Origin of the sequence: Paracoccus aminovorans (assembly GCF_900005615.1) — a bacterium.
In the GTDB taxonomy this organism is placed as follows: Bacteria; Pseudomonadota; Alphaproteobacteria; order Rhodobacterales; family Rhodobacteraceae; genus Paracoccus; species Paracoccus aminovorans.
Genome location: NZ_LN832559.1, coordinates 1,492,958 through 1,507,954, shown reverse-complemented (window position 1 = coordinate 1,507,954; position 14,997 = coordinate 1,492,958). Strand labels below are relative to the sequence as shown.

Annotated in this window: 16 protein-coding genes; 10 read left to right on the top strand and 6 right to left on the bottom strand. The window is 67.4% G+C overall.

The window, feature by feature from the left end:
* Positions 1–20 precede the first annotated feature (20 nt).
* The 3 genes from JCM7685_RS07505 to JCM7685_RS07495 are packed head-to-tail and all read left to right on the top strand — an operon-like array spanning position 21 to position 3,058.
* On the top strand, positions 21–899 hold the full coding sequence (locus tag JCM7685_RS07505; RefSeq protein WP_074966178.1) for an ABC transporter permease: 879 nt from the start codon (positions 21–23) through the stop codon (positions 897–899).
* Complete coding sequence (locus JCM7685_RS07500; protein WP_074966177.1) at positions 896–1,723, top strand: ABC transporter permease; 828 nt, start codon at positions 896–898, stop codon at positions 1,721–1,723. The genes JCM7685_RS07505 and JCM7685_RS07500 overlap by 4 nt, the downstream gene beginning before the upstream one ends.
* A 3-nt stretch (positions 1,724–1,726) precedes the next feature.
* Positions 1,727–3,058 (top strand): glutamine synthetase family protein, encoded by a 1,332-nt coding sequence (locus tag JCM7685_RS07495; protein WP_074966176.1) that lies wholly within the window; start codon positions 1,727–1,729, stop codon positions 3,056–3,058.
* Between the two features lie 47 nt (positions 3,059–3,105).
* On the opposite strand, the gene JCM7685_RS07490 is transcribed toward JCM7685_RS07495, so the two are convergent.
* From JCM7685_RS07490 to gmk, 5 genes are all read right to left on the bottom strand, one after another.
* On the bottom strand, positions 3,106–3,303 hold the full coding sequence (locus JCM7685_RS07490) for a hypothetical protein (protein WP_100526055.1): 198 nt from the start codon (positions 3,301–3,303) through the stop codon (positions 3,106–3,108).
* 186 nt (positions 3,304–3,489) lie between these two features.
* Positions 3,490–3,942: a transposase gene (locus JCM7685_RS20005; RefSeq protein ID WP_197701071.1), complete on the bottom strand. Its 453-nt coding sequence runs from the start codon at positions 3,940–3,942 to the stop codon at positions 3,490–3,492.
* 269 nt (positions 3,943–4,211) lie between these two features.
* Positions 4,212–5,267, bottom strand: a complete 1,056-nt coding sequence (locus JCM7685_RS07480; RefSeq protein ID WP_074966175.1) for an ATP-binding protein — start codon at positions 5,265–5,267, stop codon at positions 4,212–4,214.
* On the bottom strand, positions 5,264–5,791 hold the full coding sequence (locus JCM7685_RS07475) for a gamma carbonic anhydrase family protein (protein WP_074966174.1): 528 nt from the start codon (positions 5,789–5,791) through the stop codon (positions 5,264–5,266). Before JCM7685_RS07475 ends, JCM7685_RS07480 begins: the two co-directional genes overlap by 4 nt.
* The gene (gene gmk, locus JCM7685_RS07470; protein ID WP_074966284.1) at positions 5,788–6,420 is read right to left on the bottom strand and encodes a guanylate kinase; all 633 of its coding nucleotides are present in this window, start codon (positions 6,418–6,420) and stop codon (positions 5,788–5,790) included. Before gmk ends, JCM7685_RS07475 begins: the two co-directional genes overlap by 4 nt.
* Positions 6,421–6,663: 243 nt before the next feature.
* On the opposite strand from gmk, the gene JCM7685_RS07465 reads away from it, so the two are divergent.
* Positions 6,664–7,392 carry a PAS domain-containing protein gene (locus JCM7685_RS07465; protein WP_100526053.1) on the top strand — a complete coding sequence of 243 codons (729 nt, stop codon included), beginning with the start codon at positions 6,664–6,666 and terminating at the stop codon, positions 7,390–7,392.
* A gap of 101 nt (positions 7,393–7,493) precedes the next feature.
* Here the strand turns inward: JCM7685_RS07465 and JCM7685_RS07460 are convergent, their stop codons facing one another.
* Positions 7,494–8,903 carry a class II 3-deoxy-7-phosphoheptulonate synthase gene (locus JCM7685_RS07460; RefSeq protein WP_074966172.1) on the bottom strand — a complete coding sequence of 470 codons (1,410 nt, stop codon included), beginning with the start codon at positions 8,901–8,903 and terminating at the stop codon, positions 7,494–7,496.
* Positions 8,904–9,179: 276 nt separating this feature from the next.
* On the opposite strand from JCM7685_RS07460, the gene JCM7685_RS07455 reads away from it, so the two are divergent.
* The 6 genes from JCM7685_RS07455 to JCM7685_RS07430 all read left to right on the top strand — a co-directional run bounded on the left by JCM7685_RS07455 (position 9,180) and on the right by JCM7685_RS07430 (position 14,939).
* Complete coding sequence (locus JCM7685_RS07455; RefSeq protein WP_074966171.1) at positions 9,180–10,364, top strand: ABC transporter substrate-binding protein; 1,185 nt, start codon at positions 9,180–9,182, stop codon at positions 10,362–10,364.
* 105 nt (positions 10,365–10,469) lie between these two features.
* Complete coding sequence (locus tag JCM7685_RS20730) at positions 10,470–11,348, top strand: ABC transporter ATP-binding protein (protein ID WP_074966283.1); 879 nt, start codon at positions 10,470–10,472, stop codon at positions 11,346–11,348.
* The gene (locus tag JCM7685_RS07445) at positions 11,348–12,058 is read left to right on the top strand and encodes an ABC transporter ATP-binding protein (RefSeq protein ID WP_074966170.1); all 711 of its coding nucleotides are present in this window, start codon (positions 11,348–11,350) and stop codon (positions 12,056–12,058) included. Before JCM7685_RS20730 ends, JCM7685_RS07445 begins: the two co-directional genes overlap by 1 nt.
* Before the next feature lie 2 nt (positions 12,059–12,060).
* Positions 12,061–12,498 (top strand): hypothetical protein, encoded by a 438-nt coding sequence (locus tag JCM7685_RS07440; RefSeq protein ID WP_074966169.1) that lies wholly within the window; start codon positions 12,061–12,063, stop codon positions 12,496–12,498.
* Positions 12,499–12,583: 85 nt separating this feature from the next.
* Complete coding sequence (locus tag JCM7685_RS07435; RefSeq protein ID WP_074966168.1) at positions 12,584–13,585, top strand: branched-chain amino acid ABC transporter permease; 1,002 nt, start codon at positions 12,584–12,586, stop codon at positions 13,583–13,585.
* 13 nt (positions 13,586–13,598) lie between these two features.
* Positions 13,599–14,939 (top strand): branched-chain amino acid ABC transporter permease, encoded by a 1,341-nt coding sequence (locus JCM7685_RS07430; RefSeq protein ID WP_074966167.1) that lies wholly within the window; start codon positions 13,599–13,601, stop codon positions 14,937–14,939.
* The last annotated feature ends 58 nt before the right edge of the window (positions 14,940–14,997 follow it).

Sequence of the window (14,997 nt, the reverse complement as noted above, 5' to 3'; positions counted from 1 at the left end):
GGCGGCGCCCGAGGTGATCCATGTTCGCGTCCTGCGCCGATCCGAAAACGCTGGAAGGCCTTGCCTGGCTGCTGTGCTATCTCAGCTCGGGCAAGCATCTGCTGTTCTACCTGTCCTTCGGTACCGTGCTGGCGCTTCTGGCGGTCACCGCGCCCATCGCGCTGCTTTTCGGTTTCGGCGGCGCCCTGGCCGCGCGGTCGCGCATCGCGCCGCTGCGCTGGTTCGGCAAGATCTATACCTCGATGGTGCGCGGCGTGCCCGACATCATCTTCTTCCTGTTCGTGCCCATCGCGCTGGACCAGGGTTTCGAATGGCTGCGCGCCAAGATGTGGTGCGACCCCTCGCTGCCGATCCGGCAGGGCAACGAATTCGTGGTCTGCGCCGCGGCCAAGCTGCCGCTGTCGACCGCGCCCGACTGGGTGCACCAGCTTTACGGCGTATTCCTGGCCGTGGTCGCCTTTTCCATCGTCTTCGGCGCCTTCGCCGCCAATGTCCTTCGCGGAGCGATGGACGCCGTGCCCAAGGCGCAGCTGGAAACGGCCGAGGCCTACGGCATGTCGTCCGGGCAGGTCAGCCGGCGTATCCTGATCCCGCAGATGTGGACCTATGCCCTGCCCGGCCTCGGCAATCTGTGGATGATCCTGGTCAAGGCCACGCCGCTGCTCTTCATCCTGGGCGTCGAGGACATCGTCTATTGGGCGCGCGAGCTGGGCGGATCCAAGACCAGCGCCTATGCCTATCCGCATCCCGACTGGCGCATCTATTATTTCCTCGCCATCCTGGTCTTCTACCTGCTGATGACCTGGGTATCCGAGCGGATCTTCGACCGCCTGCGCACGCGGCTGTCGCGCGGCCAGGCCACCGCCGCCGGCGAGGCGATGCGAAAGGCCGCGACATGAGCCAATGCCTGCAGACCTTCCAGGACTATGCCCTGCGCGCGATCGGCATCGGCGAGAAGCTGCTGCCGCGCGGCGATTTCACGCTGTGCGAACAGGTGGTGCTGATCGGCTCGGGCCTGATCTGGAACATCTATTTCGGCGCGTTGGCGCTGTTCTTCGGCTTCTTCCTGGCCAATGCGCTGGCGGTGGCCAAGACCAGCCGCAACCCCTGGCTCAGGAAGCCGGCCGAGGGCTTCGTCTTCGTCTTCCGCGGCAGCCCGCTGTTCATCCAGTTCTTCGTCGCCTACGAGGCACTTGTGCAGCTGCCGCGCGCCGGCATCGAAATCCTGGGCCTCACCGTGCAGACCAGCTGGACGACCCGCGCCTGGGCCGGGGCGCTGCTGGTCCTGATGCTGAACACCGCCGCCTATTCGGCCGAGATCTTCTACGGCGCGCTGCGCAATATCCCCAAGGGCGAGCTCGAGGCCGCCGATGCCTATGGCATGACCGGCTGGCGCCGCTATCGCCGGATCGTCTGGCCGACCGCCATGCGCCTCGCGTGGCCCGCCTATACCAACGAGGCGATCTTCCTGGTCCATGCCACGACGCTGGTGTTCTTCTCGGGCTTCCCGGCGGTGCGGCAACAGGGCGACGCGCTGTATTACGCCAGTTATTTCGCCGACAAGACCTTCAACCCCTTCGTGGCCTATCCCATCGTCGCGGGCTATTTCATCCTCCTGACCCTGTGCCTGATCGGGCTTTTCGGGGTCGTCAACCGGCGGCTGAACCGCCATCTGCCGGGCGCGGCCAAACGGCTGCGCTACCGGCCCAATCTCATCAGGTGATCCATGGAGTGGCTGCGCGAGCATCCCGAAGTCAAGACCATCCGCGTGGCCGCGGCCGACCTGAACGGCCAGCCGCGCGGCAAGCGGATGCCCGCCCGCTTTGCCGACAAGATCCTGACCGAGGGCACGAAATTCCCGTTCTCGGTCCTGAACATGGACATCTGGGGCGAGGATGTCGAGGACAGCCCGCTGGTCTTTCAGGCCGGCGACCCGGACGGGCTGCTGCTGCCGACCGAGCGCGGCTTCATGCCCATGCCCTGGCTCGAGGCGCCGACCGGCCTCTTGCCGCTCTGGATGTTCCACACCGACGGCACCCCCTATGACGGCGACCCGCGCCAGGCGCTGGCCCGCGTCGTGGATCGCTACAAGGCCGCCGGCCTGACCCCGGTGGTGGCGACGGAACTGGAATTCTTCCTGATCGACGATTCCGGCGGCCAGCTGCGCGTGCCGCCCAGCCCGCGTTCCGGCAAGCGCCGCACCGGCGCGGAGACCCTGTCGCTGCGCGCGCTCGATGCCTTCGACCGCTTCTTCACCTCGCTCTACGACGCCTGCGAAGCGATGGACATTCCCGCCGACACTGCGATTTCCGAAGCCGCCCCCGGGCAGTTCGAGATCAACCTGATGCACCAACCCGACCCGCTGAAGGCCGCGGACGACGCCTGGCTCTTCAAGCTGCTGGTCAAGGGGCTGGCGCGGCAATACGGCTTTGCCGGTTCCTTCATGGCCAAGCCCTACGAGGCCTGGAACGGCTCGGGCATGCATATGCATTTCTCGGTGCTGGACGCGCAGGGCCGCAACGTCTTCGACGACGGCACCGACGCCGGTTCGGACATCCTGCGCCATGCCGTCGCCGGCTGCCTCGCCGCCATGCCCGGCTCGACCCTGGTCTTTGCGCCGCATGAAAACAGCTATGACAGGCTGGTGCCCAATGCCCACGCGCCCACCGGCATCGGCTGGGCCTATGAGAACCGCACCTCGGCGATCCGCATCCCGGCCTCGGGTCCCAAGGCGCGGCGGATCGAGCATCGCGTGGCCGGCGGCGACGTGAACCCCTATCTCAGCGTCGCGGCGGTGCTGGGCGCGGCGCTGAACGGCATCGAGGACCGGCTGGAGCCGCCGCCGCCGATCCAGGGCAACGCCTATGAGCAGGGCCTGGCGCAACTGCCGGCGACCTGGGGCGCCGCCATCGACGCCTTTTCCGCCTGCCCGCAGATCAAGCGTATCTTCCCGGCGCATCTGATCGAGAATTTCGTGATGACCAAGCGCCAGGAGCTGCATTACATGGCCGAACTGTCCGACGACGAAACCGTCGAGCTCTATCTCGATACGGTCTGAGCCGCGCAAAACAAGCGCGTGATCCGCGCCGGCCTTGACCGCGGCGGTCAGAGGGACATGCCCATCGGCCGTTCCAGGATGCGGCCGTCATCCGCGATGGCAGCGGCCTCAAGGACGACATCTTCAGCGCGCAGCTTTGCTGCGCCGCGGGCGATGCGGACCTCAATGAATGTCCAGGCGATGCCCAGAGAAACTGGACCGCACGCTTCGCGGCCTCTTGTGTCATCGCAGACGGTCTCTAGCAACTGTGTCTATCGACGCGGCCGAGCATGCCATGGGGCGCCGGTTTTGAGGATTGCATTTGCGATTGTGATCAGTCTGCGCGCGATGGCGACGATGACCAGTCTGTGGGGCTTGCCTGGCATTTTTAGGCACTTTCAGGACAGGATTGTGACACGCTGCAGCCAGTGATGCCTGGAAGAGGACACGCCTCAGTGCGCGCCGGCCCCTGCGATTGCTCGCTTCCCACGCCGTATCCCGCTGTCGTGAGGGATGGGTGCTAGACCGGTCATGGCCGCAGCTTCGCCGGATGTCATCCGCCCGAGCTCCGGCAGTTCCGCGATCAGCATGGCCGCAGAAACCGGACCGATCCCGGGGATGGACAGCAGAAGCCTTGCCTTGACGGCTGACGCTTCCTCCTGCGCGATGATGCTTTCGATCCGCCGCTCAAGGTTACGGACGATCCTGCAACGCTTCGGAGCGCGGCCGATGAAATGCGAAATCTTACCGGTCAATTCGAACGCGGCGACATTAACGGCGAGGAATTCGCCGCAAAGCTGGCCGAGATCCAGAAGGAAGCCGAGGGGCCTTCGCGTCCTTGTCTGACAGGGACTCGACAGCTTCGGATCGGTGATGGGCCGACTTGGCTGCCTAGGTGGTGTCATTGCCTCCGTCAGGTCGCAGGCAAGCGCCTTGACCGCGGAGCCAGCGAAGAGCGCCGAAATACCGCGACCACGGAACAGTTCAATCTTGAACGCGCGACCGCTGATGGACGCAAATGTGCTGTCGATGCCGGCATGATCCTGACCGGCCGGCGCGCAAAGGGAATCGGATCATGTTCGGTCCTCATATCATGTCGAGAAACTTCAATGAACACGGAAATCCCTTACATCCGGTAAACCTGCCTATTCTTCCGGCAGATCGGCGCCAGACCTCAGATACGCCCGATCTTTTCCGGCAGGATGACGGTGAAGCGGCTGCCCTGCCCGCGGGTGCTTTCGATGCGCAGCCGGCCGCGGTGGCGGTTCACGATATGTTTGACGATGGCCAGCCCCAGCCCCGTTCCCCCCTGCTCGCGCGAACGGTGGGTATCGACGCGATAGAAGCGCTCGGTCAGCCGCGGCAGATGCTGCGGATCGATCCCCTCGCCGCGGTCGGCCACCGAGACCGACCAAGCCGGACCGCGCAGCACCGGCTCATGCGCCAGATGCGCGAGGGTGACCGTGACCACGCTGCCCCCGGCACCGTATTTCAGCGCATTCTCGATCAGGTTGTGAAACACCTGCACCAGCTGATCGGCATCGCCCGGGACGGCGGCGGTGGTCCCGGTGCCGGCCAGTTCCAGCCGCACCCCGGCCGCAGCCGCCGCCGGAGTCAGCGTCGCCACCACCCCGCGCAGAAGCCCGCCCAGATCGACGGCCTGGGCCGGGCGGCGGCGTTCGTCCTGCTCGACCCGGCTCAGCGACAGCAGGTCCGCGACCAGCCGGTTCATCCGCCCGGCCTCGCGCTCCATGATGTCCAGAAAGCGGGACCGGGCGGCCGGGTCGTTGCGGGCCGGGCCGCGCAGGGTCTCGATGAAGCCCATCAGCGCGGTCAGCGGCGTGCGCAGCTCATGGCTGACGTTGGCGACGAAATCGCGGCGCATCTGCTCGGTCTCCTCGTCGCGCGAGCGGTCCTCGATCGCCACCGTCGCGCCGCGCAGCCCGGGCGCATCCAGCGCCGTCACCGTGACCTCGCAGAACACCCGCCGCTCGGCCGCGCCCAGCGTCAGGCTCAGCCGCGCGCGGTCCTGCCGGCCGGCCAGCACCGCGTCCAGCGCCGCGTTCACCTCGGGCTGGCGCAGCACGGTGACGAAGGGCCGGCCGCCGGGGACCGGGCCCAGCAGCGCCTCGGCCGGCTCGTTGGCGCCGATGATGCGGGACTGCGCATCCGCCACCAGCATCGGCACCGGCACACCGCGCAGAAGCGCATGCAGCCGGGCCTCGATCATCCTTGGAAGGCCCGGGTCAGCCCCTTGCGGAATCGGGCGGCATTGCGCTTGTAGCCCTCGGCCGATTTCAGCAGCTGCGCCCGGGCGATGTCGTCGAGTTCGCGCACGATCTTGCCCGGCGCGCCCATGACCAGCGAGCCGGGCGGGATCACCTTGCCCTCGGCGACCAGCGCGCCCGCGCCGATCAGCGAGCCGGCCCCGATGCGGGCGCCGTTCATGATCGTGGCGCCCATGCCGACCAGCACCCCGTCCTCGATGGTGCAGCCGTGCAGGATGGCGCGGTGGCCGATGGTGCAATTCGCGCCGATGGTCAGCGGATAGCCGATGTCGGTATGGCAGACCGTCAGGTCCTGCACGTTCGAGTTCCGGCCGACGCGGATCTCCTCGTTGTCGCCGCGCAGCACGGCGCCGAACCAGACGCTGGCGCCGGGCTCCAGCACCACCTTGCCCATCAGCTGCGCCGAGGGCGCCACCCAGGCGTCGCCCTCCAGCTTCGGCACGATGCCGTCCAGTTCCCAGATCATGCGCTTTCCTCCTCCATCAGGGCGCGAACGAAAGGACCCAGGCCCACCTGCCGGTCACGGCGCTGCCGCTCGGCCGTCAGGATGGCGATCAGCGTCTCGGCGCTGCGGTCCAGGTCGTCATTGACGAGCACATAGTCATATTCCGCCCAATGGCTGATTTCCGCACGGCTTTTTTCCATCCGCGCCGCGATCACCTCGGCGGCGTCCTGCCCGCGAGAGATCAGCCGGCGCTCCAGCTCGACCAGGCTGGGCGGCAGCACGAAGATCGAGACGACATGCTTGCCCAGGCTCGACGCCCGGATCTGCTGGCCGCCCTGCCAGTCCACGTCGAAAAGCGTGTCGCGCCCGGCCAGCATCGCCGCCTCGACCGGGGCGCGCGGGGTGCCGTAGAAATTGCCGAAGACCTCGGCATGTTCCAGCATCTCGCCGCCTTGGACCATGGCCCGGAACTGCTCGGGGCTGCGGAAATAGTAGTGCTGACCCTCGATTTCGCCCGGGCGCGGCCTGCGGGTGGTGGCCGAGACGGAAAAGCGCAGCTCCGGGTCCCAGTCCATCAGCCGCCGCGCCAGCGTCGACTTGCCCGCCCCCGAGGGCGAGGACAGGATCACCAGAACTCCGTTGCGCCCCAAGCCCATGCCTTCCCCCAGGTTTTCCGCGCCGCCTGAATGGCCCCGCCCGGGGCCGGGGTCAAGTCCCGCGCCGCCGGCCGAGGCGCGCGTCGGCTATTTTAACCATTGGCGGAAAATTCGCTCGGAAATGATGAACGAAAGGTTTAGATTTCGGGCAAGGGTTTGATTTACGAGTGAACAGATAGGCCGGGGCAGATCATGCAGGATCACGGGCAGGATGGGGATCCGGGGTCGGAACGGGACATGCCGCAAGGCGCCGGCGGCAGGGGAAAGCTGCTGCGCCTGGCGGATTACGAGCCGGTGCAGGTCGAGCGCATCCTCGGCGAATTGCGCGGCTATTGGGAAGGGCTGCGGCAGGGCCGCGCCATCCCCTCGCGCGGGGATGTCGAGCCGCGCGGCATCCGCAGGGCGCTGGACTATGCCTTCATCCTGGAGCGCATCGCGCCGGGCGCGGCGCGTTTCCGCCTTGCCGGCCGGCATCTGATCGACCTGATGGGCATGGAGGTGCGCGGCATGCCGCTTTGCGCCTTCCTGAACACCAGTTCGCGCGGGCGGCTGTCGGATGTGCTGGAAAGCGTGTTCCGCGGCCCGCAGATCGCCGAGATGACGCTGGATTCGCCCGCGTCCTACGGCCGGCCGGCGATGGCGGGGCGGATGCTGCTCTTGCCGCTGCGCTCGGACCTGGGCGACGTGACCCGAGCTCTGGGCTGCCTGATCTGCGAAGGCGCGGTGGGCGAAAGCCCGCGCCGCTTCGATCTGGTCGCGGACCAGGAATTCCCGGTGATCCCCGGCGCCAAGGTGCTGGAGCCCTCGCCCTCGCGCACCGGCTTCGCCGACGCGCCAGCGCCCTGGAAAGCGGCGCCGCCCCGCGCCGAGCCCCTGCCCGAAAACGCCACGCCCGAGGAGCGCCGCGCCCGCTTCCGTCTGGTCAGCGACAGCAAGCCGCCACCGCCGCGCGGCACCCGCTATTGAGCGCACCGCCCATCCGACACGCATCGTCGCGGATGAAATAGGGGCGGCAGGCCCCGGCCCGCCGCCCCTTTGTTCCGTCGAATTGGCCGATCGAAACCGGCTCAGCCCGCCTTGGCTTGCCGGCCGCGGCCGTCGATGCGGCGGCTGCGCAGTTCCTCGGCCACCAGGAAGGCCAGTTCCAGCGATTGGCTGGCGTTCAGGCGCGGGTCGCAGGCGGTGTGATAGCGGCTGGACAGGTCCTCGTCGGTCACGGCACGCACGCCGCCGGTGCATTCGGTCACGTCCTTGCCGGTCATCTCGAAATGCACGCCGCCGGGGATAGTGCCCTCGGCCCGGTGCACGGCGAAGAATTCGCGCACCTCGCGCAGCACGGAATCGAAGGGCCGGGTCTTGTAGCCCGAGGCCGACTTGATGGTGTTGCCGTGCATCGGGTCGCAGGACCAGACGACATTGGCGCCCTCATCCTGCACGGCCTTGATCAGCCGCGGCAGGTGGTCGCCGACCGTGCCGGCGCCGAAACGGGCGATCAGCGTCAGCCGGCCCGGTTCGTTTTCCGGGTTCAGCCGCGCCATCAGCGCCTTCAGGTCGCCGTCGCTGATCGAGGGCCCGCATTTCAGCCCGATCGGGTTCTGCACGCCGCGACAGAATTCGACATGCGCGCCATCGACCTGCCGGGTGCGGTCGCCGATCCAGACCATGTGACCCGAGCCCGCGACCGGCAGGCCGGTGGTCGAATCGATCCGCGCCAGCGCTTCCTCGTATTCCAGCAGCAGCGCCTCGTGGCTGGTATAGAAGTCCACGGTGCCGAGGTCATGCGCGGTTTCCGCAGTCACGCCCGCCGCCGCCATGAAGGCCATGGCGTCGCTGATGCGGTCGGCGATGTCGCGATAGCGCGCCGCCTCCTCGCCGCCGGTGAAGTCGCTGATCCAGCTCTGCACCCGGTGCATGTCGGCAAAGCCGCCGGTCGAGAAGGCGCGCAGCAGGTTCAGCGAGGCCGCGGCCTGGGTATAGGCCGCCAGCATCCGCTGCGGATCGGGAATGCGCGCCTCGGCGGTGAAGTCGAAGCCGTTGACTATGTCGCCGCGATAGCTGGGCAGCTCCTGCCCCGAGATCACCTCGGTCGGGGCCGAGCGCGGCTTGGCGAACTGGCCCGCCATGCGGCCGACCTTGACCACCGGCAGCTGCGCGCCCCAGGTCAGCACCACCGCCATCTGCAGCATGACCTTGAAGGTGTCGCGGATGTTGTCGGCCGAGAATTCCGAGAAGCTTTCGGCGCAATCGCCGCCCTGCAGCAGGAAGGCGCGGCCCGAGGCGACCTCGCCCAGCGACGCCTTCAGCCGGCGCGCCTCGCCGGCAAAGACCAGCGGCGGGAACTTGGCCAGCTGCGCCTCGACCGCGCCAAGCGCGGCCTGGTCGGGATAGTCCGGCATCTGGACGCGCGGATAGGCGCGCCAGCCACGCTTGTCCCATGCCTGTGCGGGGGTCGCGGAACTGGGGGTGGTCTGTGCCATGATCCTATCCTTCATGAAAGCCGTGCCCGCCATATAGAGGTTGCGCGGGCCAAGGGAAAGCCTTGCGCGGCCGGGGATCGTCCGCGGGTCCGACATTCCCCCGCCGGACAGCAACGTCGAGCCCGCCCCAGCGCCTGCGGCGCCCGGTCGCGGCCGGCATATCGCCAAGGAAAACGGCAGATTTGCACCGCGCCGCGGACCGCAAGCCGCTTTTCTTTTCGGCGGCGCGCTTATAACCTGTCTGACAGGACAACGTTCCACTCAGGGAGAACAGGAATGAAAAAGCTTCTTCTGGCCAGCGCCGCGGGGGCCCTGCTTGCCGGTGCCGCGGGTGCCGAGGACATCAAGATGGGCATCTCGCTGGGCCTGACCGGGCCGCTGGAATCGATTTCGCCCGCGATGCAGAAGGGCGCCGAACTGGCGATGAAGGAAGTAAGCGACAGCGGCAAGCTGCTGGACGGCTCGACCGTGACCCCGGTGGTCGCCGACAACACCTGCACCGACGCGGCCGCCTCGGTCGCCGCCGTCACCCGTCTGGTCACCGCCGAAGGCGTCAAGGGCATCATGGGCGGCATGTGCTCTGGCGAGACCATCGCCTCGCTGGAACAGGTGGGCGTGCCGCAGGGCGTGGTGATGATCTCGCCCTCGGCCACCTCGCCGGCGCTGTCGACCATCGACGACAAGGGCTTCTTCTTCCGCACCTCGCCCTCGGACGCGCGCCAGGGCGAGGTCATGGCCGACATCGTGCTGGAGCGCGGCATCAAGTCGGTCGCCGTGACCTATACCAACAACGATTACGGCAAGGGCCTGGCCGACAGTTTCGCCGAGGCCTACAAGAAGAAGGGCGGCACCGTCACCGTGGTTTCCGCCCATGACGACGGCAAGGCCGACTATTCGGCCGAGGTCGCGGCACTGGCCGCAGCCGGCGGCGACGCGCTGGTGGTGGCGGGCTATGCCGACCAGGGCGGCTCGGGCGTGATCCAGGGCGCGCTGGACACCGGCGCCTTCGAGACCTTCGTGCTGCCCGACGGCATGGTCAACAATGTCCTGGTCGAGAAATTCGGCACCCAGCTGGAAACCTCCTTCGGCCAGAACCCCTCGGCCGAGGGCGAGGGGCACGACAAGTTCGCCGAACTGGCCAAGGCGGGGGGCTTCGACGGCAGCTCGGCCTATGCCGGCGAAAGCTACGACGCCACCGCGCTGATGCTGCTGGCGATGCAGGCGGCCAAGTCCTCGGACCCCAAGATCTACAAGGACAAGGTGATGGAGGTCGCCAACGCTCCGGGCGAGAAGATCTATCCCGGCGAACTGGCAAAGGGGCTGGAACTGCTCTCCGAAGGCAAGGACATCGACTATGTCGGCGCCACCTCGGTCGAACTGGTCGAGCCGGGCGAAAGCGCCGGCGTCTATCGCGAGGTCGACTTCAAGGGCGGCAAGCTGAACGTGGTGGGCTTCCGCTGAGGCGCGGCAACCAGAAAGGGGGTCCGGCAAAACCGGGCCCCTTCTTCATAGACAACAATCCCTTGACGGGAATTCTTCATGCACTGCATGAAGCTGGGGAACAGCATGATCCAGGTCCATGACCTGCACCGGCATTTCGGGGGCTTCCGCGCCGTGGACGGTGCCAGCCTGACCATCGAGACCGGCTCGATCACCGGGCTGATCGGACCGAACGGCGCAGGAAAATCTACTCTTTTCAACGTGATCGCCGGGGTTCTGAAACCGACTTCGGGCCAGGTGACCATGGCGGGCGAGGACATCACCGGCCTGCCCCCGCATGAACTGTTCCACAAGGGCCTGTTGCGCACCTTCCAGCTGGCGCACGAATTTTCGTCGATGACGGTGCGCGAGAACCTGATGATGGTGCCCAGCGGCCAATGCGGCGAGACGCTGCTCAACACCTGGCTGCGGCGCGGCCGCATCCGCGAGGAAGAGCGCGCCCTTCGCAAGAAGGCCGACGAGGTGCTTGAATTTCTGACCATTTCCCATGTCGCCGATGAAAAGGCCGGCAACCTGTCCGGCGGGCAGAAGAAGCTTCTGGAACTGGGCCGCACCATGATGGTGGACGCGAAGATCGTCTTTCTGGACGAGGTCGGCGCCGGGGTGAACCGCACGCTTCTAGGCACCATCGGCGACGCCATCGTGCGGCTGAACAAGGAGCGCGGCTATACCTTCTGCGTCATCGAGCATGACATGGATTTCATCGGCCGGCTTTGCGACCCGGTGATCGTCATGGCGGCGGGCAAGGTGCTGGCCCAGGGCAGCGCCTCCAGCATCATGCAGAACGAGGCGGTGATCGAGGCCTATCTGGGCACCGGCCTGAAGAACAAGGTCGCTGCCGAGATCGCCGAGGAAACCGCCTTCGGCGAGGCCCATGGCGCCCAGCCCGGCCTGGGGGCCGAGGCGGGCCAGGGCGGCGAGGGCAAGCCGGCGGGGGGGATGTGATGGCCCAGCCCTATCTTTCCGCCACCGACATGCGCGGCGGCTATGGCAAGGCCGATATCCTGAACGGCTGCACCCTGACCGTGGACAAGGGCCAGATCGCGGTGATCGTCGGCCCGAACGGCGCCGGCAAATCGACCGCGATGAAGGCGGTCTTCGGCATGCTGCACCTGCGCGAGGGCCGGGTGACGCTGGGCGGCGAGGAGATCACCGCCCTGACCCCGCAGGAGCGCGTGCGCAAGGGCATGGGATTCGTGCCGCAGACCCACAACATCTTCCCGACCATGACGGTCGAGGAGAACCTGGAAATGGGCGCCTTCATCCGCACCGACGACTACCGCGACACCCTGGCCCAGGTCTATGACCTGTTCCCCGCCGTCGCCGACAAGCGCCGGCAGAACGCGGGCGAACTGTCCGGTGGCCAGCGCCAGCAGGTCGCCGTCGGCCGGGCGCTGATGACCAAACCCAGCCTGCTGATGCTGGACGAGCCCACGGCGGGCGTTTCGCCCATCGTCATGGACGAGCTTTTCGACCGCATCATCGAGGTGGCGCGCACCGGCATCTCGATCCTGATGGTGGAACAGAACGCCCGCCAGGCCCTTGAGATCGCCGATATCGGCTATGTGCTGGTGCAGGGCGCGAACCGCTATACCGACTCGGGGGCGGCGCTGCTGGCCGATCCCGAGGTCCGCCGCACCTTCCTGGGGGGCTGAGGATGCGGCTTGCCTTTGCGCTGGCGCTTTGCCTTGCCCCCGCTCTCGCCCTGGCCGACATCGTGCCGGATCGCGTGATGGAATGCACCCTGATCCGCCGCTGCAACGAAACCAATTGTCTGGATGTCCGCCAGCCCCTGGCCCTAGAGCTCTTTCACGTCGACGGCGAGGTCATCCACCAAAACGGCTCGCAGGGAATTGCCGCGCGCTTTGCCCGGAATGGCCAGGTGCTGGAAACCCTTGCCGATCTCTATGACGACGGCGGCGTCGAACTGGTATTGCCGTCGCCCGGCCTGCCGCAGTTACCGCCCCGGCCGGTTGTTGCCTTATATGCAAAGCCGAACGGCCCGATCCGCCTTGCGGAGGTGATGGGCAGGGCGGGACATCCCAAGCAAGACACCGGAATGTGGTTCGGAACCTGCGATGGAGGGCTGGCATGAGCGCGGCGCAGGTCCGGTCCGGCCCGCTGCGACCGGCGGCCGGATCGCCGAACGCAAAAGCCCTTGCCAGCAAGGACGGAGACAGATGGATATCCTGAACGCCCTCGTGGCCGTGCTGAACTTCGTGGTGATCCCCGCCGCCGCCTATGGCGCGCAGCTGGCGCTTGGCGCGCTGGGGGTGACGCTGATCTATGGCATCCTGCGATTCTCCAACTTCGCCCATGGCGACACCATGGCCTTCGGCACCGCGCTGGTGATCCTGGCGACCTGGGGCCTGCAGTCCATCGGCATCAGCCTGGCGCCGCTGCCGACCGCGCTGCTGGCGCTGCCCATCGGCATTGCCCTGTGCGCGGTCTTCGTGCTGGGCACCGACCGCGCGATCTATCGCTTCTATCGCCGGAAGCGGTCCGATCCGATCATCCTGGTCATGGCCTCGGTCGGGATCATGTTCATCATGAACGGGTTGACACGACTGGTGATCGGCGTGGACGAGATCCGCTTCGACGACGGTGCCCGCTTCCTGGTCTCGGTGCAGCAGTTCAAGGCCTGGACCGGGCTGAGCGAGGGCCTGTCGCTGCGCGTCAGCCAAGCGATCACGCTGGTCGTCACCGCCCTGGCCTGCTGGGCGCTGTTCCGCTTCCTGAGCCGCTCGCGGTCCGGCAAGGCGATGCGGGCCTATTCCGACAACGAGGACCTGGCGCTTCTGTCCGGCATCGACCCCGAGCGCGTGGTGCGGCTGACCTGGATCATCGCCACGGCGCTGGCGGTGACGGCGGGCACGCTCTACGGGCTGGACAAGAGCTTCAAGGCCTTCAACTATTTCCAGATCCTGCTGCCGATCTTCGCCGCCTCGATCGTGGGCGGGCTCGGAAATCCGCTGGGCGCGGTGGCGGGCGGCTTCATCGTCGCCTTCTCCGAGGTGGCGGTGACCTATCCCTGGAAGAAGATCGCGGCCTATCTGGGCTTCCAGCCGGAGGGCATGCTGCAGCTGCTGTCCACCGAATACAAATTCGCGGTCAGCTTCGTCATCCTGATCGTGGTGCTGCTGTTCCGGCCGACCGGCCTGTTCCGCGGCAAATCCGCCTGAGGAGGGTTTCACCATGTCGCACACACGTCAGGCCGAGGCTCTGAGCCCGTGGCGGGCGCCACTGCTGTTCCTGATCCTGGCCCTGCTGTTCGTGCTGGAGGGCAGCTTCCGCAGCGCCATGTTCTCGGGCAGCTGGAACACGGCCCTGGGCATCCTGAACATGGGGCTGATCTCGGCCATCATGGCCCTGGGCGTCAACATGCAATGGGGCTACGGCGGGCTCTTCAACGCCGGCGTCGTCGGGTTCCTGGCGCTGGGAGGGCTGGCGCCGGTGCTGATCTCGACCGCGCCTGTGCCCGGCGCCTGGGAGGCCGGCGGGCCGCGGGTGCTGCTGGCGCTGGCGGTGGGGCTGGGAACGCTGGTGCTGGGTGCGCTGGCCTGGCGGCGCGTCCGCGGGCCGCTGCGGGTGCCGGCGCTGGTCGCGGTGCTGGTGCTGGGCTTCGTGCTGTACCGTTGGCTCTTCGATCCCGCGGTGATGGCGATCGAGGCCAACAATTCCGCCCGCGCCGGCAATATCGGCGGCCTGGGCTGGCCGATCCTGCTGTCCTGGCCGGTCGGCGCGCTGTTCGCCGCCGCCGCGGCCTGGGGGGTCGGCAAGGTGGCGCTGGGGCTGCGCTCGGACTATCTGGCCATCGCCACGCTGGGCATCGGCGAGATCATCGTCGCGGTGATGCGCAACGAGGAATGGCTGGCGCGCGGGGTCAAGAACATGTCCGGCATCCCGCGCCCGGTGCCCTATGAGCTGGACCTGCAGAACGACCCCGGCTTCGTCGCCCGGGCCGCCGAATGGGGGATGAGCCCGGGCGTCGCCTCGGGGATCTGGGTGAAGCTGCTTTACGCCGGGCTGTTCGGCACGGTGCTGCTGGCGCTGATCCTGCTGGCGGAACTGGCGCTGAAATCGCCCTGGGGCCGGATGATGCGGGCGATCCGCGACAACGAGACCGCGGCCGAGGCCATGGGCAAGGACGTGACCCGCCGGCATCTGCAGATCTTCGTCATCGGCTCGGCGGTGATCGGGCTGGCCGGGGCGATGATGATCACGCAGGACGGGCTGCTGTCGCCGAACAGCTTCAACCCCCTGCGCTATACCTTCGTGATCTGGGTGATGGTGATCGTCGGCGGCTCGGGCAACAACTGGGGCGCGGTGCTGGGCGCGATGCTGATCTGGTTCCTGTGGATCAAGGCAGAGGTCTGGGGGCCCGAGTTGATGCGCCTGGTCACCCTGCCGCTGCCGGCGGGCGCCTTGCGCGACCACCTGCTGGGCGGGGCACCGCATATGCGTTTCATCGCCATGGGGCTGGTGCTGCTGCTGGTGCTGCGCTTCGCACCGCGCGGGTTGGTGCCCGAGCGGTAGGCGGCGCGGTCGCTGGCGGGGGCTTTGCCCCCGCACCCCAGAGTATTTGCAAAACGGA

Excerpts from the sequence above, each read along its gene's own strand:
- JCM7685_RS07460 (WP_074966172.1), bottom strand. The coding sequence starts at position 8,903 with ATGGCACAGACCACCCCCAGTTCCGCGACCCCCGCACAGGCATGGGAC.
- JCM7685_RS07505 (WP_074966178.1), top strand. The coding sequence starts at position 21 with ATGTTCGCGTCCTGCGCCGATCCGAAAACGCTGGAAGGCCTTGCCTGG.
- JCM7685_RS07480 (WP_074966175.1), bottom strand. The coding sequence starts at position 5,267 with ATGATCGAGGCCCGGCTGCATGCGCTTCTGCGCGGTGTGCCGGTGCCG.
- JCM7685_RS20005 (WP_197701071.1), bottom strand. The coding sequence starts at position 3,942 with ATGACACCACCTAGGCAGCCAAGTCGGCCCATCACCGATCCGAAGCTG.
- JCM7685_RS07430 (WP_074966167.1), top strand. The coding sequence starts at position 13,599 with ATGTCGCACACACGTCAGGCCGAGGCTCTGAGCCCGTGGCGGGCGCCA.
- JCM7685_RS07440 (WP_074966169.1), top strand. The coding sequence starts at position 12,061 with ATGCGGCTTGCCTTTGCGCTGGCGCTTTGCCTTGCCCCCGCTCTCGCC.
- JCM7685_RS20730 (WP_074966283.1), top strand. The coding sequence starts at position 10,470 with ATGATCCAGGTCCATGACCTGCACCGGCATTTCGGGGGCTTCCGCGCC.
- JCM7685_RS07435 (WP_074966168.1), top strand. The coding sequence starts at position 12,584 with ATGGATATCCTGAACGCCCTCGTGGCCGTGCTGAACTTCGTGGTGATC.
- JCM7685_RS07455 (WP_074966171.1), top strand. The coding sequence starts at position 9,180 with ATGAAAAAGCTTCTTCTGGCCAGCGCCGCGGGGGCCCTGCTTGCCGGT.
- JCM7685_RS07495 (WP_074966176.1), top strand. The coding sequence starts at position 1,727 with ATGGAGTGGCTGCGCGAGCATCCCGAAGTCAAGACCATCCGCGTGGCC.
- JCM7685_RS07465 (WP_100526053.1), top strand. The coding sequence starts at position 6,664 with ATGCCGCAAGGCGCCGGCGGCAGGGGAAAGCTGCTGCGCCTGGCGGAT.
- JCM7685_RS07475 (WP_074966174.1), bottom strand. The coding sequence starts at position 5,791 with ATGATCTGGGAACTGGACGGCATCGTGCCGAAGCTGGAGGGCGACGCC.
- JCM7685_RS07500 (WP_074966177.1), top strand. The coding sequence starts at position 896 with ATGAGCCAATGCCTGCAGACCTTCCAGGACTATGCCCTGCGCGCGATC.
- JCM7685_RS07445 (WP_074966170.1), top strand. The coding sequence starts at position 11,348 with ATGGCCCAGCCCTATCTTTCCGCCACCGACATGCGCGGCGGCTATGGC.